The organism is Lentibacillus halophilus, assembly GCF_039522485.1.
Classification (GTDB): Bacteria; Bacillota; Bacilli; order Bacillales; family Amphibacillaceae; genus Lentibacillus; species Lentibacillus halophilus.
The window spans coordinates 47,024-68,472 of record NZ_BAAADM010000030.1 but is presented as its reverse complement, the minus strand read 5'-3'; the positions used below and the strand labels follow the sequence as shown (position 1 = coordinate 68,472).

Genomic DNA, 21,449 nt, shown 5'->3' with positions numbered 1-21,449 from the left:
AATACCTGCCCCCGCGCTCATGTCATTAAGCAAATAATCCGAAACCATTCACAGACTAATGATACATTATCGTTCGTATCTTATTTAACGAAACGTCTTTTATCCCAGTCCCACTGGTTATTGAGATGGTGGATATGCCGCCCGTTTGCCCCCGACCAGCTTAGGTCGTGTGCGTGCTGCATTAACTCTGGCATGCCCGGCCGAACGATGATTGAACCGGAGCGGAATGGCCACTGGGCGCAGGTGCATGCCGATCATAGTTTCCCCGATATCGAGGCCGTGATCCGCGGTAATCGACTCGGCCAGAACGGCTTTGTCCATTTGCTGAAATGCAAGCGATGCTAACGAACCACCTGCTTCAGGGACCGGAATGGCCGTCACTTGTCGCAGTTGCCGCTCGTTCAATGTTTCTTTATCGACGACCAATGCGCGATTCAAATGTTCACAGCATTGAAAAGCGAGGGTGATGCCGGTTTTTTCCTTCAGTGATGTCAGTGCTTGAAAAATAATCGACGCCAGTTCTCCGCTTCCGGATGTGCCGATACGCTCACCGGCTACCTCGCTCGTGGAACAGCCGATGACAACCAGATCACCCTGCTGGAGATGGCCACTTGCTATCCATTCGTTGACGATTTGATCCATGTCCTGTTTGAGCTGTTGTTGGTCTTGTTCCATATCCGTCATCTAGCAACCCTCCAGAAAATATGTGATGTCTATCGATACTGCAGCTGCTTGCCTGTCATGCCTGCACGCACGTCAGGCAAGCACGCGTCTTTGTCATAAACGTTCCCGAGACCGGCCGGCTCCTCACTGCTGGTCCCTAATATTTTTCACCAATTCATCCACGTATGTTTCCAATTCATTCAGCGTTTCTTGATAAACGGCCAAGTCTCCGCCGAACGGATCGGAAATATCGTAATGAATAAGCCGTTTTTCCAAGCGTTCCATTTCTGCCCGCTCGTCCTGTGTCCCGGCTTTGCTGTTCAATTCATAGTCGGTATACCGTTGCTTCAGCTCATCCCATACGGCTTGATCCGACTGGGCGACGTATTCCTTCAACGTGTAGTATTTTTCCTGATAATCGGGATAGTCCAAAATCAATGATTGCTTATGCCGGGTCGTCATCGTGAGCACCACGTCCGCCCAGTTGAGCAAGTCGTCCGTCACCGGCTGGGATGTCGTATTTATGGTCAGACCCTTTTGCTTCAGCGCCTCAAGGGCCATATCATTCGGACTCTGGTTGTCAGGGGCAAATATACCTGCTGACTGCACCGTCGCATGAGGCAGACGATGTTTGGCCAGTGCTTCCGCCATCGGGCTGCGGCACGTATTACCGGTACATACAAACAATAGTTTCATGGATGAGCCTCCGATTGGTGTACTTTCTATCTAAATTATACCATAAAAATGGTCGTATTGTCAGAAAAAAGAGCAACCGATCAACGGCGAAATGTGGAAATTAAAAAGACTCTCCGCCATTACCGGCAGAAAGCCTGTCACCCGAACAAAATATACAGTCCAAATCCGCATAATATGCTTCCACCGAGAATTTCACTGTACACGCCGAGCAGCCCGTGCACTTTCCTGCCCAAAATCAGACCGATCCATGTGAGTACCATGCTGGTCGTTCCGAACGCCAGAAGTGTGACCACGGTGCGCACGTTGGACAAACCGAGACTGAGACCGACGGAAAAGCTGTCCAGACTGACACTGAGTGCAAAAAATAAAAGGCCAATACCCACTGGCTGGGCTAATTGTGGTGTTTCATGATTAAACGCGGAAAAAACCATTTGGGCCCCGATGCCGAACAGCAGCAATCCCCCGGCAAGTACCGTGTAGTCGCCAATTTGGCTCGAAATGGCTTGTCCCAGTAAAATACCGATAAATGGCATAAGGACATGAAAAAACCCAATAATGATTCCAATCAAAGCAATGCGCTTCAGCCTGAGTTTTTGCATTCCCAAACCAAGGCTGACGGAAAATGCATCCATCCCAAGCGCCATCGCCATAAGCATGAGGGATACCAACTCCCCCGCATAATAGGCTGTCATTTCCAATCCTCTCCCCGGACAAGCTAATTCAGCCTATGCAGGAGAGGACGCATATATGCCTAATACCGAGAAAATGGGCGCTTTTATGGAGAAGTCATTGCCAGAACGGTTGGTGACACCATTCGCTTCCAGACTTGCCGTTAAGGGGAGATATAATCGGATGCTGCTTTTTGCAAGCGATTCATAACGGCCTGTCCAATGTTTGTTTTCGGAAACGTCTCACATAAAATAACATCGATATCCTCGTATTTGAACAGGCGCAGGGCGTCATAAATGCTGGCAGCCACTTCGGACAGGTCCGACCCGAGTGGAATGACGTTATCCGCCTTCAGTCTCGCCGCCATTTGTGTCTGCGCCATGACGCCGACGCGTTTGTTGTGCCGGTGCTGGCGGTCAATCACCGCTTGTATGGCGGCAGCTGACCCGTCCACCAGCCACATCGGAACGTCCGGTGCATAGTGGGTGTACTTCATGCCGGGTGCTTTCGGTTTCTCGCCGGTGGTTGCGAGTGCTGGGTCGACCATAACGGTGCCACATACTGTTTCCAGTTGCTCTTTTGTGATGCCGCCCGGGCGCAAAATAACCGGTATGTCCTGGGTACAGTCGATCACCGTTGATTCCACACCAACCCCGGTCGGTCCCGCATCCACAAGGCCGGCTATTTTTCCGTGCAGATCCGCCCACACGTGTTCGGCTATTGTCGGACTTGGTTTGCCGGATAGATTGGCACTTGGCGCGGCAATCGGGGTATCGCATGCTTCTAGCAATGCCTGGGCCACCGGGTGATCCGGAATGCGCACACCGATTGTGGATAACCCGGCTGTCACGTTACGGGCGCACGTGCCATTTTCCGGAAGCACTAACGTTATCGGTCCAGGCATGAACGCGTTGATCAGCTGCTCAGCCACTGGGGAAGGTTCATCCGTCAATCGACGCAGCTGCTGTTTGGTGGCGACATGTGCAATGAGCGGGTTATCTTCCGGCCGTTCTTTGGCCCGGAAGATACCTGAGACGGCTGCTTCATTCGTTGCATCGGCCCCCAGTCCATATACCGTTTCAGTCGGAAATGCAACCGTCCATCCGTTCCGCAACAGCCCGGAGGCGTCGTTGATCGCTTGTTGATCCATGTCATCGTGATGAATGGTCCATCGTTTCGTTTCCATCGTCACTGTCCTCCATTTCCAACCTACATTGTAGACGATGGCGGAATGATACGCAAAGACTGTTTTTCCTCCATCATGCCATGACTGGAATCACATTCTAGAAGCCTATCATTTGTCATCCACAAGTGCATCCACAACTGATTTCCAGAACCCATCTGTTTGGTCATTCTAGTTCCGGACATGCAACGAAAACAGTATGCGTTTATCAACACCATGTGTATAAAATTTTCAACTTATACACAAATACCCACATGTTATCAACAGAAATCAGTGGATAAGTGGTGAGTTTTCCTCAAGAAACGTTGTACATCCACCAATTTCCGGTTTCAATTGGTTGATCCTGCACCCATTTGTTTTCTTTTTGTGGATAAAACTGCAATGCCTCGAGCAACACATCGACCATTGGCTGGTGACTGTGGACAAATATGTGTTTTGCTTGTTTTTCCTTGGCTAACGTCAGAATGGTTTCCAAAAGGACTGGTAACGATTCAGCGGCGTTTTTCGTGACATAGAGTTGCTTCAGCCAGTAGATTCCCTCTTCCACAGTGTCCAAAACAAAACAGCCTTCAATCGCTCCCTCTATTTCAACAACATAGCCTTTATTCAGCAGTAGATTCCCTTGGACGTCGTCATTGTTTTCCAGAAAGGTTTCCAGTTTGTCAGTTGGTGCGCGATTCGCTGCGATCAATTCCATTTTCTTCACCTCGGCGATTAATAGTTATGTTTCTATCATGATATGCCGAAACTAGATAACCTATGACTAGTCGAACCATTTAAAGAGAAAAAACTCCACGTTGGCCTCGTCTTTCGCCTGTTTGTCGTCATCGGATTCGTCGGTTTCGTCGTCACCCTTGCTCTCAGCCTGCGCCGCGCTCGTTCCATTGGAAAAATCCAAAAAACACAATGGAGGAAACAACACACACCACCAATTCGACCCGTTTCCTTCACCAAGCGTGATCAGCACGGCTTCGTATTCACCGGCAGGATACAACAATGATCCGTACAACTTAGCGGGGAACGTGATATTTTCCCCATATTCTACCTCCGCTGCCGTTTCAACGTTCTCTTCCTCCAATACATCGTCAACGATTTGTCGGATATCAGGCATACGGTTTTCAATCATTGACCGCGCCTTGTTAATGCTGGTTATGTCTTCAACCCAGTCCGTAATGGCAGCATTTACCGCATCACGGACTTTCCGCTTCACTTCTTGGTCGTCCGGTTTGTCGCTGTTAGCTAAAATACGCAGCCGAATGGCCTCATCCGGTATGACCTTTATATCGGATTCGTCATTGGATTGGTCATTGGAATCTATTTCATCACTTGCACTCGTAAAAGGCATCGAAAATAATAGAATAAAAAATATAAAGACCGCAAATAGAATCTTAATCTGCCTCATTTGAAAAATCCCCTCTCCAACCTGTTTAGCAACAGTCTGGACAAGGGAAGCCAAAAACATACGGGTCATTGAGCAGTTATTTACTCATTGAGCAGCGTGGATGATGCGGTTGTGTTGATTGATGTCCTGTATGGTATGAATCGCACTATCCGGCATGGCCTGTTGGAGCAGGGTTGAGACAGACTCGCTCTGTTCATAGCCGATTTCCAAAAATACGTGTCCCGGCTTACGCAGGATTTTGGGCACGTCAGCTATGATGGCTTTATACGCGTCCAAGCCGTCATCTCCTGCAAACAACGCCAATGCCGGGTCAAAATCTTTAACTGTGTCGGCAAGATCGGGTTTGGCGTGTTCAGCTACATAAGGCGGATTGGACACGATGATGTCCGGCCGGATGGTGTTGCTGATCAGGGGCGCGAGGTAATCACCGTGCAGAAACCGCACATCCGCACCGAGCATGATGGCATTAGTCCCGGCCATGTCAAGCGCCTCTTGTGACACGTCCGTTGCATAGACCGTGGCTCGCGGCAATTCCAGGGCCAGTGTTACGGCAATTACACCGCTCCCGGTACCGATATCAGCAATCGTCAACGGCCCCCGCGGAACGGTGCGGATCACCTTTTCAACCAGTTCTTCCGTTTCCGGTCGTGGAATGAGGGTGTGCCGATTCACGTGAAATTCCCGCCCGTAAAAGGATGCCTTTCCCGTGAGATGCTCCAGCGGCACACCAGATGTTACATGCTGGTGGATACCGTTCCAAAATCGCTCGGCAACTGCCTCAGGGACCGATTCGCGCAACATCGTGAGCATCTCGGTTCGTGAGACGCCCAGACAGTCCAGCAGCAGCCATTCAGCTAAGGCAGGCTCCCGTCCATTTTCTTGTAAAAAAAGAGACGCCCGGCGTAGGACGTCATGCAGCTTCTCCACATTGGTTGCCATTATTTATTCACCAATTTCCTCCAGTTTTTTCGTTTGCTCTTCCAAAAGCAAGGCATCGATAAACTCATCCAACTTGCCCTCCATGACTTGGTCGAGCTTTTGCAAGGTAAGCCCGATGCGATGATCGGTGACGCGTGTCTGCGGAAAGTTGTACGTACGGATGCGCTCCGATCGGTCACCGGTACCCACTGCGGATTTGCGGTTTTCATCAATCTCCGCCTGGGCTTCCTGTTGGTACTTGTCATAAATGCGCGCACGCAGTACTTTCATCGCTTTTTCCCTGTTTTTAATCTGGGATTTTTCATCCTGACAGGAAACGACGATACCGGTCGGATCATGGGTCAAGCGCACCGCTGACATCGTCGTGTTGACGCTTTGCCCGCCGGGTCCACTGGATGCGAACGTGTCCACGCGGATGTCTTTATCATTGAGTTCCACTTCCACATCTTCCGCTTCCGGCAAAACAGCTACCGTGGCCGTTGACGTATGAATGCGACCGCCGGATTCAGTGTCAGGGACACGCTGTACGCGGTGGGCGCCGTTTTCGTATTTCAGCTTGGAATAGGCTCCGGTCCCATTCACCATAAAGATAATCTCCTTATAACCGCCCACTCCGGTCGTCGTCGCCTCAACAACGTCGATTTTCCAGCCATGATGTTCGGCGTATTTGACATACATCCGGTACAAATCACCGGCAAACAAAGCGGCTTCGTCACCGCCTGCTGCCGCGCGCACCTCCATAAAGACGTTCTTATCATCGTTGGGGTCTTTCGGCAAAAGCAGAAGCCGCAACCGTTCTTCCAGCTGCTCCTTGTCAGTGGTGAGTTGTTCGATTTCCGACTTGGCCATATCCTTCATGTCGTCATCCGACTCTTCAGCTAACATGTCTTTCGCCTCGTCCAGCTGCTGCGTCACGTCTTGATATTTCCGATAGGCCTGGACCACTTCTTCAAGGTCGGATTGTTCCTTGGAATATTCGCGCAATTTACTGGTATCATTGATGATTTCCGGATCACTGAGCAGTTCATTTAACGTGTCATACCGTTCTTCAAGCGATTGCAATCGTTCTAACACAACGGTCACCTCTTTTCGATTAACAGTATAATTATAATATACGGGGGCAGGGAGGTCAAAATGAAACGGCGATGTGGGTCCACAGACTTGGTTGGTTCTGGCAATACGGCTGGTCGAATCAGGTACAACGAGAGCGGATGGTACGACGAGGTCGGCCGTTATTGCGGGTGATTCGGTTGGTTTACAGGACATTTCAGCCGCACGGGGCGATGATTCGGTCAGTTTTGGGCTCAGATTCGGTCGGTTTCCGCATGAATTCGGTCAAATGACACGGGAATTCAGTTAGTTATCCCACAAAAAAAGAGCGCCGGAGCACTCTTTCTTTTACTTAATTAACTGCCGCTGCTGTCACGGTTCTAGGTTTGTCCGGGACATCATGATGGTGACGGCACCTTGGTTCATACGACTCCGATGCGCCGACCATAATGACCGGATCATGATACGAGGCGGGATGGCCATTAATTAGTCGCTGGGTGCGGCTTGCGGGAGATCCACAAATCGGACAAATGGCATTCAGTTTGGAGACCGATTCGCTTCGTGCCATCAATGTCGGCATTGGACCAAACGATTCACCGCGGAAGTCCGTATCCAAGCCGGCTGCCAACACACAAGTCCCTCTATTCGCTAATGTCTCGACAGCAGCAACAATACCGTCGTCAAAAAACTGCACCTCGTCCACACCGACAACATCTAAATGGCGGTTGCGGACACTATCCAGCAAATCCGCCGCATCGCGTACCGGGTGTGCCATAATCGAGGTTCCATTATGTGACACGACGGAATCCTCGGCAAACCGATCATCGATAGACGGTTTAAACATTTGTACAGTTAAATGACCATAGGCAGCACGACGCACTCGTCGGATGAGTTCTTCCGATTTTCCGGAGAACATGCTGCCGCAAATGACTTCCACCCACCCGTTTTGGTTCATAACGTGCATGACAGGATCTCCCTTCCAGAAACACCTTTACTATGTAGTCTGTGGATAATGACTTTGACATATCCCGGCCGTAAAAGTGAAAAACAGGCAAAATGGATGCTTTGCCTGTTTTTCAACCAGCATTCAAGCCAGTTTTACCGGGAATAACCGGTTTCCATTTTTTGTCTCAGCTAAGATGAACCGACTAACAGCTATGTCGCCGTTGACCGAGCCCGTTCATCTTTCTGCCTAATCCAGTTCCGTGTGCTAGCGGCTCGTGTCGTAAGTAATAAACCCTCCGAACGGGAAAATCGCCGTTCTGCGGTTTTCTTACTTACGCATGTCGCCGCTGACCGAGCACACTCCACTTTTTAACCAATCCAGATTCGACTCCTAGAAGCTGCCGTCATAAGCAATGGCCTTCCAAACGCCAAAAACCAGGCGTTTTACAGCCCCTTGCTTATGAGTCCGCTTCTGATCAGTCGTCTCAGCTTTTTGTCTTACTTCATGTTATATTTGCGTTTGAATCGGTCGACGCGTCCGCCGGCTTTGTCTGCTTTTTGCTGACCGGTATAGAACGGGTGTGACGCTGAGCTGATTTCAACGCGGATTAACGGATACGTGTTGCCGTCTTCCCATTCGATGGTTTCATCGGATGAGGCTGTGGATCCGCTCATGAATTTAACTTCCGAGCTTGTGTCCAAAAACACGACGTTTCTGTATTCCGGATGGATATCCTGTTTCATAATTTTTCCACTCCTTTTTGCCCTGTAACCTATGGAAACAGAGTAATTGCAACATCCAGACAGGTACTGACGATACCCTAAAACTCACATAAAAAGATTATAACAGCGCACCGTTATGATTGCAATAGCCGTCAGTCATCCGTCACGTTTTTGTCTTCTTCCGCTTCATTTCCTCATCCATTTTCTGTAAGAATTCCTCGTTATTTTTCGTGGCGCGCATGCGTTTTAAAAACCGGTCCAGGAATTGCTGGGAATCCTGCATCGTTTTACGGATCGTCCAGTTTTTATCAAGATGATCTTTGGAAACGAGCAATTCTTCTTTCCGCGTGCCTGATTTCAGAATATCGATGGAAGGGAAAATCCTGCGTTCGGCCAGGCTGCGATCCAAGTGGAGCTCCATGTTACCTGTTCCTTTAAATTCTTCATAGATGACATCATCCATCCGTGACCCTGTATCGATGAGTGTCGTTGCCAGCGCTGTGAAACTTCCGCCTTCTTCAATATTTCGCGCTGCTCCGAAAAATCGCTTCGGTCGGTGAAATGCCGCCGGATCAATACCACCGGAAAGTGTTCGGCCGCTCGGTGGAATGACCAGGTTATAAGCACGGGTAAGTCGTGTAATGCTGTCCATTAAAACAACGACGTCGTGCTTTTGTTCCACCAGACGCATGGCACGCTCGAGCACCAGTTCCGAGACTTTAATATGGCTTTCGGGAACCTCATCAAATGTCGAGCTGACAACATCCACATCGGAATGGACCGATCGTTCAATATCCGTCACTTCTTCCGGACGTTCATCCACCAGTAAAATAATCAGTTTCGCACTCGGATGGTTGGTCGAAATGCTGTTGGCTATTTCTTTCAACAGCATGGTCTTTCCGGCTTTTGGCGGTGCGACGATCAGGCCGCGTTGTCCAAATCCAACCGGTGTCATTAAATCAATAATGCGGGTGGATAGATTTTTTGACTGCCGTTCCAACGGCATGAATCTATCGGGATATAATGCCGTCAGTGCTGGAAAGTGGACGCGTTCCTTAGCGGTCTCCGGGTCTTCCTCGTTGACCGCATCAACGTGCAAAATCCCGTAATAGCGTTCATTCTCTTTTGGCGGGCGAACTTTCCCTGATACTTTATCACCGTTGCGTAAATCAAACCGACGAATTTGTGACGCGGAAATGTAAATGTCTTCTGTACTCGGGGAATAGTTGATGGGTCGGAGAAAGCCGAATCCTTCTGATGGAATAATTTCCAAGATTCCGTCCATAAACAAAAAGCCGTCTTTTTCCGCCTGTGCTTTTAATATGGCAAAAATCAGTTCCCGCTTTGTCATTTTTGCATAATACGATACTTTATATTCCCTGGCCAGAGCATAGATGTCTTTTAAAGTCAATGTCTCCAGATGGGAAATGCTTAATGATGCCATTCAATCACCACACTTATTCATTTTGCATACGATTAATGAAACCAATCGTTGACGGCTGTATGAAGCACGTCACCGCTGTTCAATGTTTCTTTTTGTATTACTGATTGGCAGGTTTCAGGCGTGTACACGCTGCTGAGTGGCAGGCTTGTCCAGAATGACACGTGGACGGCTTATCCTATTCCGTTTGCCTGAACATATCAAAGAAATGGAAGAGTAACCGGAAGCTAGAATAGAAGTTCGTCTATCATTATAGTTTGACCGTTCACCTCAATAAATAAACATATACCATGATAACCTGTTACGCGTCAATAATCAACTCTATTGTTTTATTTTTTTGGATAGTAATGAGGAATTTTATTGCTGGTGACAAGGAATAAACACCCACGTTTGGATCCTTCCTTGCCTGTCGTGGTTATCGTGAATCCGATTGGGAAATGGTTAAAATGAAGAAGAAAGCCGGACATGCAGCTTTCTTCCTAAGATCATTCGATATCTCGATGTCGGCCATGGGTTACGGCTGAATAACGAGATTCGGTTTTTTATCCAGGCTGTGTTCACCGTCAATGAAGCGGATGGTCCCGCTTTTGGCACGCATAACAACCGTTTGGGTCGTTGCCTTCGCTCCTTTGAACTGAACGCCCTGTAATAGTTCGCCATCGGTTACACCGGTTGCGGCAAAAATCGCATCATCACCGCCGCAAAAGTCATTCATATAATATACTTTTTCCAAGTCCGCGATGCCCATTCGGTTGCAACGGGCAACGTCGTCATCGTTGGCCGGCATCAGTTTCCCCTGTATTTCACCGCCGAGGCATTTCAGCGCAACCGCACTCAGGACGCCCTCGGGAGCACCGCCAATGCCCATTAAAATATCGACGCCCGTGTCATCGAATGCCGTATTCATGGCCGCAGCCACATCGCCATCTGGAATCAATTTAATGCGCGCGCCGGCCGATCGGATGTCCTCAATCAATTCCGCATGACGCGGCCGGTCAAGAACGATGGCAACCAAGTCTTCCATGGCTTTATTCCGTGCTTTGGCAACAGCTTCGAGATTGTCTTTCACCGATGCGTTAATGTCAATTTTGCCAACGGATTCTGACCCGACAGCAATTTTTTTCATATGCATGTCCGGAGCATGCAGCAGATTTTTTGCATCAGCAATTGCTATGACCGACAAGGCGTTCCATGTCCCTTGAGCAACGATGTTTGTCCCTTCCAACGGGTCGACCGCAACATCCACTTTTGGCCCCGAGCCTGTGCCGAGATTTTCCCCAATATAAAGCATGGGCGCTTCATCTTTTTCCCCTTCACCGATGACGACGGTTCCCTGCATGGGAATGGTGTCAAATACATCGCGCATGGCTGACGTTGCCGCGTCATCCGCCTCATTTTTTTTGCCGCGCCCCATCCAGCGTGCTGATGATTGTGCGGCCGCTTCTGTCACGCGAACCAGTTCCATGGTTAAGCTTCGTTCCATTTTTCCCTCTCCTTTTTCATGAAAATATCCTCATCCCAAAAGGACGTCTATACGGAGGGTTCTCATGTTTTTATCGTGTGATGTATAGCAATGTTCCAGTCTTCAGCGGCTGGCTCCGTACCTCACTATGCGGTCGCTCTCGAGCTTTTGTCAGGAATTTTGAAATTGTTCGATTTCCTGTTCATTCATTTCTTCTCGCCATACGTTGGCACCGAGGCTGTTCAGTTTCTCAGTCAATTGTTCATAACCCCGGTCAATGTGTTCAATACCTGAGATTTCGGTGACACCTTTTGCCATCAAACCGGCAATGACCAGTGAGGCACCTGCACGCAGATCACTGGCTGTGACACGAGCACCTTCCAGTTGAGTGGGACCCGACACAATGGCTGAGCCGCCCTCGACTTTTATCGATGCATTCATTCGCCGCAATTCATCAATGTGTTTTAAACGTGCAGAGTAAATGGTATCGGTGACGACGCCAGTGTTGTTGGCTTTAGTCAGCAGGGTCGTAAACGGCTGCTGCAGATCGGTCGGAAATCCGGGGTATACCAATGTTTTGACATCAACACTGTTTAGCGGTTTTTTCGGAGCAATCAATAGTCGCTCATCACCTTCGTCGATCCGTACACCCATCTCCCGCAGTTTGGCCAGGACGGGTTCCAGGTGTTGTGAGATGACATTATCAATAATGACTTCATCACCTTGTGCCGCTGCGGTGATCGCGTAGGTGCCGGCTTCAATCCGGTCCGGGATAATGACATGCTGACACCCATTCAACGACGGCACCCCTTCAATGCGAATGACATCCGTTCCGACCCCTTTGATCTTGGCTCCCATATTCGTCAGAAGGGTCGCCACATCGATAATTTCCGGTTCTTTTGCGGCATTTTCAATAATCGTTTTTCCTTTTGCCTTGACAGCGGCAAGCATGATATTAATGGTTGCTCCGACGCTGACGACATCAAGATAAATTCTGGCACCGCGAAGTTCATTGGCACGGAGGTAAATGGCGCCCTGCTCATTGGTAACTGTGGCACCAAGCGCTTCAAACCCTTTAATGTGCTGATCAATTGGGCGCGGACCTAGATGACAGCCGCCGGGAAGGCCAATCACAGCTTGATTGAATTTGCCCAGCATCGCACCCATGAAATAGTACGAGGCACGGAGCTTTTTCACTTTTCCATTCGGGAGCGGCATCGAGACGATATTGGCGGGATCAATATGGACTGTCCGACCGTCCCAGTTAACATGACCGCCAATTTCCTCGAGTAAGTCACCCAAATCATAAACATCGGATATGTTCGGCAATCCTTCAATCGCGACGTGGGAGTCAGCCAATAATGCCGCCGGAAGCAGCGCCACAGCACTGTTTTTAGCACCATGAACCTGGACATTTCCATTTAGTAAATGGCCACCTTCAATCAGTATCTTTTGCAATGGTGAGCACCTCTCTTAACAAACGCTAAGATGTGAGCGAATGCTCCAGTGGCAAACGTCCGACTGGAAAAGGCTGCAACCAGCGGCCGGCATTCGCTTGTCACTTTATCATGTACGTTTTTTCCAGTTTTATGCACTTAATTTGATTTATTCCAGTCGGCCAAAAATTTCTCAATCCCCTGATCGGTCAATGGGTGTTTCACAAGCTGATCGAACACTTTATACGGAATCGTCGCGATGTGCGCACCATGTTTGGCTGCATTCGTTACATGCAATGGATGCCTGATCGATGCCGCGATAATTTCCGTTCCAATATCGTGCAGGTCAAATATCTCCCTAATCGATTCAATCAATGCCATGCTGTCATGACCAATGTCATCCAGACGGCCTAAAAACGGTGAAACGTATGATGCACCGGCGCGAGCAGCCAGCAATGCCTGGTTGGCACTGAACACTAAGGTGACATTCGTTTTTATGTTCATATCGCTGAATGCTTTGACAGCTTTCAAGCCTTCCAGTGTCATCGGGACTTTTACCGTGATATTCGGCGCGATGGATGCCAACTCTTTGCCCTCGGTAATCATACCCTGCGCATCTTCGGAGACGACTTCAGCGCTGACAGAGCCAGATACTTCATTGGTGATTTCCTTCAAGCGTTCATGAAAGGAGACCCCTTCCTTGGACACAAGACTTGGGTTGGTCGTTACTCCGGCCAAAACACCAAGTTCGTTAGCTGACCGGACTTCATCAATATTGGCAGTATCCACGAAAAATTTCATTAATCTATCCCTCTCTTTCAATAACTACACACATGTCCATATGCATCATAAACCAATATCCGAAAAAAACTGTAATATAAGAATACCAATTTGAACGGTCCATGGCAAGCAGAAATCAAAATGTGCGGCCATCGTTTACCATGACCGCACATCTTTTCATAATAATAATCAATTCGTCCCCAATAGACCTTTGGTGGATGTGCAAACGTTTTCCACATCGAACGGTTTGCCGATCACTTCTTTGACCATGCTGAATTGTTCCGACACTTTCTCGATGTCCTCGATCATACCGCTCATGATAATGGACGGAATGTGCATCCGATCCCGTTCCAGTTGCTCCAACACTTGCACACCGTCAACCACAGGAAGCTTGTAATCCAGCATAAGCAAATCAAACGACCTTGCATAAAGAGAATCAAGTGCTTCTTTCCCGGTTTCCGCGGTTGTCACACAATATCCTTCATTTGTAAACATTTCCTTGAGCAGCAGTCGCACACCTGGCTGGTCATCCACCACAAGTATATCCTTGGATTCCATCATTAACGTCATCCCCTAAGTTTAAGACGGTTAGCAATCGTTACATTTTATTCCTTGTATTGGTTTTATATTCTTCATAAATGGCTTAAAATCCTGTTATTTATGAACCAAAATAACCAAAATGAACCTTTTTGCCTACCAACCATCATAAGAGAGATGCGATTTCTATTCATTAACCAAGGACTTTTAAATTACGATGACGAATGAGTGGCGGCGCTGATAAACCCTTCAAACAGTGATTGCGGACGTGTTGGACGCGATTTGAATTCCGGATGAAACTGGCAAGCGACAAACCAAGGGTGATCCGTAAGTTCCATCGTTTCCACGAGTCGGCCGTCCGGACTGGTTCCGGAAACCATCATACCGTTTCGCTGCAAATCATCGCGGTAATCGTTATTCAATTCGTACCGGTGACGGTGACGTTCATGGACCAGATCCGCTTCACCATACGCTTGTGCCGTTTTCGTATCAGCGATCAGTTGACACGGATAAACACCCAGTCGCAACGTTCCACCCAGTTCGGAAATATTTTTCTGTTCCGGCAACAGGTCAATGACCGGATGAGGGGTGGCAGGGTCAATTTCGGCTGAATGGGCCCCTTCCAGACCGAGCACATTTCGAGCGTATTCGACAGTGGCTAATTGCATACCGAGACAGATACCCAAAAACGGGATACGATTTTCCCGGGCATAGCGGATAGCCTCTATCTTTCCATCAATACCGCGATCGCCAAAGCCGCCGGGAACTAAAATGCCGTCCATGGTGGCCAGCTCCTGTTTGATCGTTTCCTTATCGCATTTTTCCGAGTTAATCCATTTGACGGTGACATCCGTATCATAGGAAAACCCGGCATGCTTCAAGGCTTCCACAACAGACAAATACGCATCCGGCAGTTCGACATACTTGCCGACAAGCGCAATTTCCGTTGTTCTGGACAAATGGCGCACCCGATAAAGAAGTTGATTCCATTCGTGCATCTCCGGCTCCTCGCATTGCAATCCGAGGTGATCACAGACCAGCCGATCAAACTGCTGATTTTGCAAAGCGATCGGTACCTGGTATAGCGTATCCGCATCGCGCATTTCAATCACCGCGTTTTTATCCGTATCGCAAAAGAGTGCAATTTTCTCTTTCATGTCGTCACTGATCGCTAGCTCGGACCGCAGAACAATGGAATCAGGCTGAATACCGAGCGAGCGCAATTCTTTAACACTGTGCTGGGTCGGTTTGGTTTTCACTTCGCCCGCAGCTTTAATGTATGGAACAAGGGTACAGTGAATATACATAACATGGTCTTTGCCAATGTCATTTTTGATTTGACGGATCGCTTCAAGAAACGGCAATGATTCAATATCTCCGACCGTTCCGCCAATCTCGGTGATCACAACATCCGCCTCGGTTGCCTGACCCGCGCGGAATACCTGTTCCTTAATTTCATTGGTGATATGGGGGATAACCTGTACCGTCCCGCCCAAATAATCGCCACGGCGTTCTTTTTTGATGACACTCGAATACACTTTTCCAGTCGTAATATTGCTGTATTTATTTAAATTAATGTCGATAAACCGTTCATAATGCCCGAGATCCAAATCCGTTTCCGCACCATCGTCGGTGACAAACACTTCCCCGTGCTGATACGGACTCATTGTACCCGGGTCGACATTGATATACGGGTCAAATTTTTGAATCGTCACTTTCAATCCGCGATTTTTCAACAGTCGGCCCAGGGAAGCGGCTGTTATTCCTTTGCCGAGTGATGAAACGACACCGCCGGTCACAAAAATATACTTTGTCACGAGTTATCCCTCTTCTTTCCGTGTAAAAATTACCCAATCAAACGATGCTGCTATTAGGTTGTGTCATATCGTTGTTGTTATCAAATAAAAAAGCGCCACCCCCGACAGTCAGGGGTAGCGCTTATACGCAACAATCAGCGAGCCCAATAAAAATTGTAATCACACGCGTTTGAAAAGTCAAGCCGCTTAATTAATTTGTATCGTTATCGTTGTCCTTCGTATCATCATCGTTTTCCTCTGTGTCCTCGTCGCCGTCAAATTCCTGATCAATGCCTTCCCCGGCACTGTCAATATCAACATCATCCATATCCAGATCATCCACGTCATCATCAAGCAAGTTATCATCAATCATTAAGTCCTCATCGTTTTCCTGCTTTTCAGGTTCTTTCTTTTTGGGCTGCTTCGTCTGCTGCTTTTCCTTCTTGGATGATTTTTTCTTCGGTGTTGACGTCACTTCTTCATCCATTTGCTCAACGGGGTACCAGCGTTTCAACCCCCATGCGCCGGAGCCAGCTGTCAGGAATCGGCCATCAACGGTCAAATCGGTGTAAAATTGCGCAATGAATTCCTGCTTATTCTCGTCCGTAAACCCTTTTATGTCGGCTATTCTGTCATACAATTCATTAAAGTCCATGACTTTCTGTTCATTCGATAGAATATCATTTGCCAGTTCAAGCATTGACGTTGCTTCCAGTTCTTCGCGGCTGTATTGATCCAAGCTCACGATACCGCACTCCCTTTTTCATATATTTCATTCACAAAACTAAACGATGGCATGATCCTGCCCATATGCCTACATATCATACCATTCATTATAAACAATTCGCAAAGGAATATGCCAGCGGAATCTTTTTGGAATTGACATAGGCGGCAATACTGGCCTTTTACGTCGTATAAGGCAGTCGCCATCGAGCCGGGACTGCCCACCGGGAATGGTTATTCGTCAACGGGTTCCTTGTTTGTCGCGCGAGTTTGGGGTGGAGCTGCACAAGTTCTGAGCGGAGTTGCGCGACCTTTGGAGAGAACCGCGCGAGTTGAGTGGTTATTGCGCAACGTTTGCCCTGAGTTGCGCGAGCTTGCCGTTTACTGCGCGACTTTCTCCTCGAGTGGCGCAAATTCATCCTATTGTCGCGCGACCGTCTTATATCAGCATTCGTCCGATGGGCTAAAAAACGTTTGAGTGATGGTCGCATCGCGCATGTATCGTTCGACCGGGTAATCTTTCGTGTAACCATAGCCGCCGAATACTTGCACGGCGTCTGTCGTAATCCGGATTGCGGCGTCACCGGCAACGAATTTGGACATAGCTGACGCTTCTCTGTACGGCTGCCCTTCTGATGCGAGCCAGGACGCCTGATAGGTTAATAGACGAGACGCTTCCACATCCGTAGCCATATCGGCGAGTTTAAACGAAATAGCTTGATTGGCTGCGATCGGCTTGCCGAACTGCTCCCGCTTTTTCGCGTAATCCACCGCGGCATCCAGCGCGCCCTGGGCAATGCCAACAGCCTGGGCGGCCATGCTGGTGCGCCCGCTATCTTGGGTAGCCATGGCAATCGTCAAACCTTGTCCTTCCGCTCCGAGCAGGTTGTCTTTCGGAACACGACAATGGTCGAACACGAGCTCGGTTGTTGGAGACGAACGAACACCGAGTTTCTTTTCCGTTTTGCCGAACGTGAAACCTTTCGTCCCCTTTTCAACAATGAATGCACTGATACTCCCGTCGCCGGCGTCCGGATCGGTCGTGGCAAACACGATGTAAAGGTCGGCCGCACCGCCATTCATAGTCCATACTTGGTTCCCATTTAATATATAATCATCGCCGTCTTTGTTGGCAACGGTTGTTATCGCAGCGGTGTCCCTGCTGGATACGGATTCGGACACGGCATACGCACCGAGAGCTTCTCCAGTTGCTAGTCGGTGAAGGAATGTCCGCTTTTGTTCGTCGGTTCCATACTGATAAATGGGCCAGCTGGCAAGTGCCACATGTGTTGACAGCGTCATACCTGTGGATGCACAGACACGTGAGAGTTCTTCCACGGCGATGCAATAGCTGAGGACGTCCGCCCCTATGCCACCATATGCTTCGGGCCATGGAATCCCTGTCAAACCAAGGTTAGCCATGTTATCAAACATTTCCCGGTCAAAACGCTCCTCGGCATCCCGTTCAGCAGCCGTCGGTTCCACATCGTTTTTGGCAAAATCACAAACCATCGTCCGCAGCATTTCCTGTTCGTCGGTTAATTGAAAGTCCATAGAGCATGATCCCCCTTCCTCATCGGACTAGTGCAACACGTTTTTCGCGATGACTTTATGTTGGATTTCATTGGTTCCTTCATATATTTCGGTGACTTTTGCATCACGAAAAAAACGCTCCACTGGGGAGTCCTCTGTGCAAGCGTACCTGCCGCACACACGAAGTGCTTCTGTTGCTGCTTTGCGCGCGGTTTTGGCCGCATAGACCTTCGCCATCGATGCTTCTTTGTTGCAAGGAACACCGCGCTGTACGAACGATGCAGCTTGGTGAGTCAAGAGGTTGGCCGCCTCCACCTCTGCCGCCGTCTCGGCAAGTTGGGAGGAGGCCCTGTCACGGGCATAGGCGGACGTGTGCTCCAACGCTGCCTCGGCAATGCCCAGCGCTTGTGCAGCAATACCGATACGGCCGACATTTAAGTTTGCCATGGCAATGTTGAATCCATCACCTTCTGCACCAAGCAGCTGATCCCGGGAAATACGACAATGGTCAAAGCCAACCTGGACAGTGCTAGATCCGTGCAACCCCATTTTTCGCTCCGATTTGCCAATGAAAAGGCCTGGTGCATCCTTTTCCACAATAAACGCACTGATCCCTTTGGACCGGCCCTCTCCGCTTGTTCGGGCAAACGTGATAAAGGTATCCGCCTCCCTGCCATTGGTGGTGAACATTTTCTCGCCATTCAGCACATAATCATCCCCGTCCAAGACAGCTATTGTCCGCATGCTGGCGGCGTCTGACCCTGCTTCGGATTCCGTCAGGGCAAACGCACCGAGATAGGTGCCGGATGCAAGCTTCGGTAAATAATGACTCTTTTGCTGCTCCGTACCAAATCGGACGATCGGATTGGTACCGACCGATGTATGGACGGATAAAATAACGCCGAGAGCCGCACTCACCTTTGACAGCTCAATGATGGCCGAGATGTACGATATGTAATCCATGCCGCTGCCGCCATACGCTGTCGGAATAGGAATCCCCATCAGGCCAATGTTGCCCATTTTTTTCACCAATTCGGACGGAAATCGGCCCTCCTGTTCCATGCGTTCAACGAGCGGGGAGACATCCGTTTGGGCAAAATCACGCATCACGCCCCGAATTCTTTCCTGTTCGTCCGTTAATCGAAAATTCATGGTTGCCCCTCCAGCATTCATCCCTTTTTGTCGTGGTCCGGATTAATCATACTGGTAAAAACCTCGTCCGGCTTTTTTGCCAAGCCATCCGGCATGCACATATTTTTTCAGTAGCGGGCACGGGCGATATTTGCTGTCGTTATAGCCGTCATAGAGCACTTCCATAATGTAAAGACACGTGTCGAGTCCGATGAAATCAGCGAGTGTCATCGGCCCCATTGGATGGTTCATGCCCAGTGTCATCACCGTATCCACATCCTCAACCGATGCCACGCCTTCATGGACGGCAAAAATGGCTTCATTGATCATCGGCATTAGAATACGGTTGGCAGCAAACGCTGGGGCGTCATCAACTTCCACCGGACTTTTTGACAAATCGGTTGCCATTGCTTCCACAGCCTGATATGTGGCATCACTTGTCTGCAGGCCGCGGATGACTTCCACCAGTTTCATAACAGGCACTGGATTCATAAAATGCATGCCGATGAACTGCTCGGGCCGATTGGTTGCCGCAGCCATTTCGGTAATCGGCAGCGATGATGTATTCGTCGCTAAAATGGCATGATCGGGGGCACGGGCATCCAGCTCGTTGAAAAGACTCGTTTTGGCATCAAGGTTTTCCACGATGGCTTCAATCGCCAAGTCACATTCCCGCACGGAATCGATATCGGTTACTGGCTGAAGAAGATCCATCGTATTTTGCTTTTCATGCTCAGAAATACGTGTTTTTTCCACTGCCTTCGTTAAACGTTTTCTCACCCCTTCCATTCCTTTATCAAGTGCGTTTTTGTTGGCATCATACAGATAAACATGGTAGCCGGATTGAGCGCATACCTGGGCGATTCCTGATCCCATTTGCCCAGAGCCGACCACCATCATGTGGTTGATTGCCATGAAAAAGCCTCCCTTTGCCTGATTGGTTTCGTTGGTTTATATAAGATGAAAACAGCCGTCCGCTCAGTGGATCCGTTCATTCATTCGATAGTCGGATGAAATAAAACAGCGGTGCGCTTATTCCCCCGGTACTTCCAAAAGCACAGCATCACCCTGGCCGCCGCCGCTGCAAATCGCCGCGATGCCAAGGCCGCCGCCCCGGCGCTTCAGTTCGTGAATCAGCGTCAGAATAATGCGGGCACCGCTCGCTCCGATTGGGTGGCCCAGCGCAACGGCACCACCGTTGACGTTGATTTTTTCCGGATCGATATCAGCTATTTGTCCGCTTGCCAGCGATACAGCTGCAAACGCCTCGTTAATTTCGTACAATGAGATATCCTGTTCAGTGTAACCGGTCTTTTTCAATAATTTGTTAATAACAAGTCCGGGCGTCTTTGGAAAATCTTCCGACGCGACGGCGACTTCCTCATGACCAAGGATGTGGGCCATCGGCGTCTTGCCGAGCTGATTCGCCTGTTCATCCGACATAATGACAAAGGCACCGGCACCATCATTGACCCCTGGTGCGTTCCCGGCGGTAATGGTGCCATCTTTATCAAAAGCCGGACGCAATTTAGCCAGTTTGGCTGAATCCGTGTCGCGGCGCGGTGTTTCATCTGTGTCGACGGTAATCGGATCCTTTTTTCGTTGCGGCACATCAACCGGGACGATCTCCGAGGCAAATGCGCCGGAGTCAATCGCCTTTACAGCCCGCTGATGACTGCGGTAAGCCCATTCATCCTGCGCCTCTCTCGTCAAGCCATATTCCTCGGCTGTTCTGTTGCCGTAACTGCCCATGTGAACACCGCCAAAAGAACACGTGAGTCCGTCGTGAACCATCATATCGACGACCTGTTTATCACCCATGCGGTGTCCCCAGCGGGCATCGGGCAAAATGTACGGCGCATTGCTCATGCTTTCCATGCCACCGGCCACGAGTATGTCTTCATCCCCGGCCCGGATGAGCTGATCAGCAAGCGTGACACTGCGCAAGCCGGATGCGCACACTTTATTGATGGTTTCGGTTTTGACGTCCCACGGAATGCCTGCATAACGCGCAGCCTGCCGTGATGGAATCTGTCCCTGGCCGCCCTGAAGAACGTTTCCCATAATGACTTCGTCGACGCGCTCACCATCCAGCCCCGCCCGGTTCAGCGCTCCGCGGATAGCTGCACCGCCGAGCTGCGAGGCTGTCATTGGCTGCAAACTGCCTCCAAAATTGCCGAATGGCGTGCGTGCACCAGAGGCTATGACACTTTTTTTCATATTGCCAACGTCCTTTCCTGAGTTTGTTTAGACCGAACGCTCGCTCGACAAAGAAGGGAGATCCAGTCGTGCGCGTTTCAGGGCAGCCGCGCGAGTTGCGCGATCCTCTCCTGATGTTGC

22 protein-coding genes are annotated in these 21,449 nt (G+C 49.4%); 1 reads left to right on the top strand and 21 read right to left on the bottom strand.

The window, feature by feature from the left end; genetic code table 11:
• Nucleotides 1–117: 117 nt before the first annotated feature.
• The 8 genes from ABDZ72_RS05695 to prfA all read right to left on the bottom strand — a co-directional run bounded on the left by ABDZ72_RS05695 (nucleotide 118) and on the right by prfA (nucleotide 6,626).
• Entirely contained in the window at nucleotides 118–675 is a 558-nt protein-coding gene (locus tag ABDZ72_RS05695; RefSeq protein WP_425542354.1) for a TIGR01440 family protein, read from the bottom strand.
• A gap of 132 nt (nucleotides 676–807) precedes the next feature.
• Entirely contained in the window at nucleotides 808–1,359 is a 552-nt protein-coding gene (locus ABDZ72_RS05690; RefSeq protein WP_343751716.1) for a low molecular weight protein arginine phosphatase, read from the bottom strand.
• Between the two features lie 137 nt (nucleotides 1,360–1,496).
• Nucleotides 1,497–2,051 (bottom strand): manganese efflux pump MntP, encoded by a 555-nt coding sequence (locus tag ABDZ72_RS05685; protein WP_343751715.1) that lies wholly within the window; start codon nucleotides 2,049–2,051, stop codon nucleotides 1,497–1,499.
• Nucleotides 2,052–2,191: 140 nt separating this feature from the next.
• Nucleotides 2,192–3,214, bottom strand: coding sequence for an L-threonylcarbamoyladenylate synthase (locus ABDZ72_RS05680; RefSeq protein WP_343751714.1), 1,023 nt, complete (start codon nucleotides 3,212–3,214; stop codon nucleotides 2,192–2,194).
• A 292-nt stretch (nucleotides 3,215–3,506) separates the two neighbouring features.
• Complete coding sequence (locus ABDZ72_RS05675) at nucleotides 3,507–3,908, bottom strand: GNAT family N-acetyltransferase (protein ID WP_343751713.1); 402 nt, start codon at nucleotides 3,906–3,908, stop codon at nucleotides 3,507–3,509.
• A 66-nt stretch (nucleotides 3,909–3,974) separates the two neighbouring features.
• On the bottom strand, nucleotides 3,975–4,613 hold the full coding sequence (spoIIR, locus tag ABDZ72_RS05670; protein WP_343751712.1) for a stage II sporulation protein R: 639 nt from the start codon (nucleotides 4,611–4,613) through the stop codon (nucleotides 3,975–3,977).
• Nucleotides 4,614–4,697: 84 nt separating this feature from the next.
• Nucleotides 4,698–5,552 carry a peptide chain release factor N(5)-glutamine methyltransferase gene (prmC, locus tag ABDZ72_RS05665; RefSeq protein WP_343751711.1) on the bottom strand — a complete coding sequence of 285 codons (855 nt, stop codon included), beginning with the start codon at nucleotides 5,550–5,552 and terminating at the stop codon, nucleotides 4,698–4,700.
• 3 nt (nucleotides 5,553–5,555) lie between these two features.
• The gene (gene prfA / locus ABDZ72_RS05660; protein WP_343751710.1) at nucleotides 5,556–6,626 is read right to left on the bottom strand and encodes a peptide chain release factor 1; all 1,071 of its coding nucleotides are present in this window, start codon (nucleotides 6,624–6,626) and stop codon (nucleotides 5,556–5,558) included.
• A gap of 91 nt (nucleotides 6,627–6,717) precedes the next feature.
• On the opposite strand from prfA, the gene ABDZ72_RS05655 reads away from it, so the two are divergent.
• On the top strand, nucleotides 6,718–6,912 hold the full coding sequence (locus ABDZ72_RS05655; RefSeq protein ID WP_343751709.1) for a hypothetical protein: 195 nt from the start codon (nucleotides 6,718–6,720) through the stop codon (nucleotides 6,910–6,912).
• Nucleotides 6,913–6,954: 42 nt separating this feature from the next.
• Here ABDZ72_RS05655 and ABDZ72_RS05650 read toward each other — a convergent pair whose 3' ends face one another.
• The 13 genes from ABDZ72_RS05650 to ABDZ72_RS05590 form a co-directional block, all read right to left on the bottom strand.
• A complete protein-coding gene (locus ABDZ72_RS05650) occupies nucleotides 6,955–7,566 on the bottom strand; it encodes a thymidine kinase (protein ID WP_343751708.1) in 612 nt (203 codons plus the stop codon).
• A gap of 479 nt (nucleotides 7,567–8,045) precedes the next feature.
• A complete protein-coding gene (locus tag ABDZ72_RS05645) occupies nucleotides 8,046–8,291 on the bottom strand; it encodes a type B 50S ribosomal protein L31 (protein ID WP_343751707.1) in 246 nt (81 codons plus the stop codon).
• Between the two features lie 142 nt (nucleotides 8,292–8,433).
• Entirely contained in the window at nucleotides 8,434–9,714 is a 1,281-nt protein-coding gene (gene rho / locus ABDZ72_RS05640; RefSeq protein WP_343751706.1) for a transcription termination factor Rho, read from the bottom strand.
• Between the two features lie 511 nt (nucleotides 9,715–10,225).
• Nucleotides 10,226–11,194 (bottom strand): class II fructose-bisphosphatase, encoded by a 969-nt coding sequence (gene glpX / locus ABDZ72_RS05635; protein WP_343751705.1) that lies wholly within the window; start codon nucleotides 11,192–11,194, stop codon nucleotides 10,226–10,228.
• A 150-nt stretch (nucleotides 11,195–11,344) separates the two neighbouring features.
• Complete coding sequence (locus tag ABDZ72_RS05630) at nucleotides 11,345–12,631, bottom strand: UDP-N-acetylglucosamine 1-carboxyvinyltransferase (protein ID WP_343751704.1); 1,287 nt, start codon at nucleotides 12,629–12,631, stop codon at nucleotides 11,345–11,347.
• Nucleotides 12,632–12,768: 137 nt separating this feature from the next.
• Nucleotides 12,769–13,410 (bottom strand): fructose-6-phosphate aldolase, encoded by a 642-nt coding sequence (fsa, locus tag ABDZ72_RS05625; RefSeq protein ID WP_343751703.1) that lies wholly within the window; start codon nucleotides 13,408–13,410, stop codon nucleotides 12,769–12,771.
• A gap of 168 nt (nucleotides 13,411–13,578) precedes the next feature.
• On the bottom strand, nucleotides 13,579–13,950 hold the full coding sequence (locus ABDZ72_RS05620; protein ID WP_343751702.1) for a response regulator: 372 nt from the start codon (nucleotides 13,948–13,950) through the stop codon (nucleotides 13,579–13,581).
• Between the two features lie 188 nt (nucleotides 13,951–14,138).
• A complete protein-coding gene (gene pyrG / locus ABDZ72_RS05615) occupies nucleotides 14,139–15,743 on the bottom strand; it encodes a CTP synthase (RefSeq protein ID WP_343751701.1) in 1,605 nt (534 codons plus the stop codon).
• A 190-nt stretch (nucleotides 15,744–15,933) separates the two neighbouring features.
• A complete protein-coding gene (rpoE, locus tag ABDZ72_RS05610; protein ID WP_343751700.1) occupies nucleotides 15,934–16,467 on the bottom strand; it encodes a DNA-directed RNA polymerase subunit delta in 534 nt (177 codons plus the stop codon).
• Nucleotides 16,468–16,889: 422 nt separating this feature from the next.
• Nucleotides 16,890–17,999: an acyl-CoA dehydrogenase family protein gene (locus ABDZ72_RS05605; protein WP_343751698.1), complete on the bottom strand. Its 1,110-nt coding sequence runs from the start codon at nucleotides 17,997–17,999 to the stop codon at nucleotides 16,890–16,892.
• 27 nt (nucleotides 18,000–18,026) lie between these two features.
• A complete protein-coding gene (locus tag ABDZ72_RS05600) occupies nucleotides 18,027–19,130 on the bottom strand; it encodes an acyl-CoA dehydrogenase family protein (RefSeq protein ID WP_343751697.1) in 1,104 nt (367 codons plus the stop codon).
• A 42-nt stretch (nucleotides 19,131–19,172) separates the two neighbouring features.
• The gene (locus ABDZ72_RS05595) at nucleotides 19,173–20,024 is read right to left on the bottom strand and encodes a 3-hydroxybutyryl-CoA dehydrogenase (protein ID WP_343751696.1); all 852 of its coding nucleotides are present in this window, start codon (nucleotides 20,022–20,024) and stop codon (nucleotides 19,173–19,175) included.
• A 117-nt stretch (nucleotides 20,025–20,141) separates the two neighbouring features.
• Nucleotides 20,142–21,329: an acetyl-CoA C-acetyltransferase gene (locus tag ABDZ72_RS05590; RefSeq protein ID WP_343751695.1), complete on the bottom strand. Its 1,188-nt coding sequence runs from the start codon at nucleotides 21,327–21,329 to the stop codon at nucleotides 20,142–20,144.
• Between the last annotated feature and the right edge of the window lie 120 nt (nucleotides 21,330–21,449).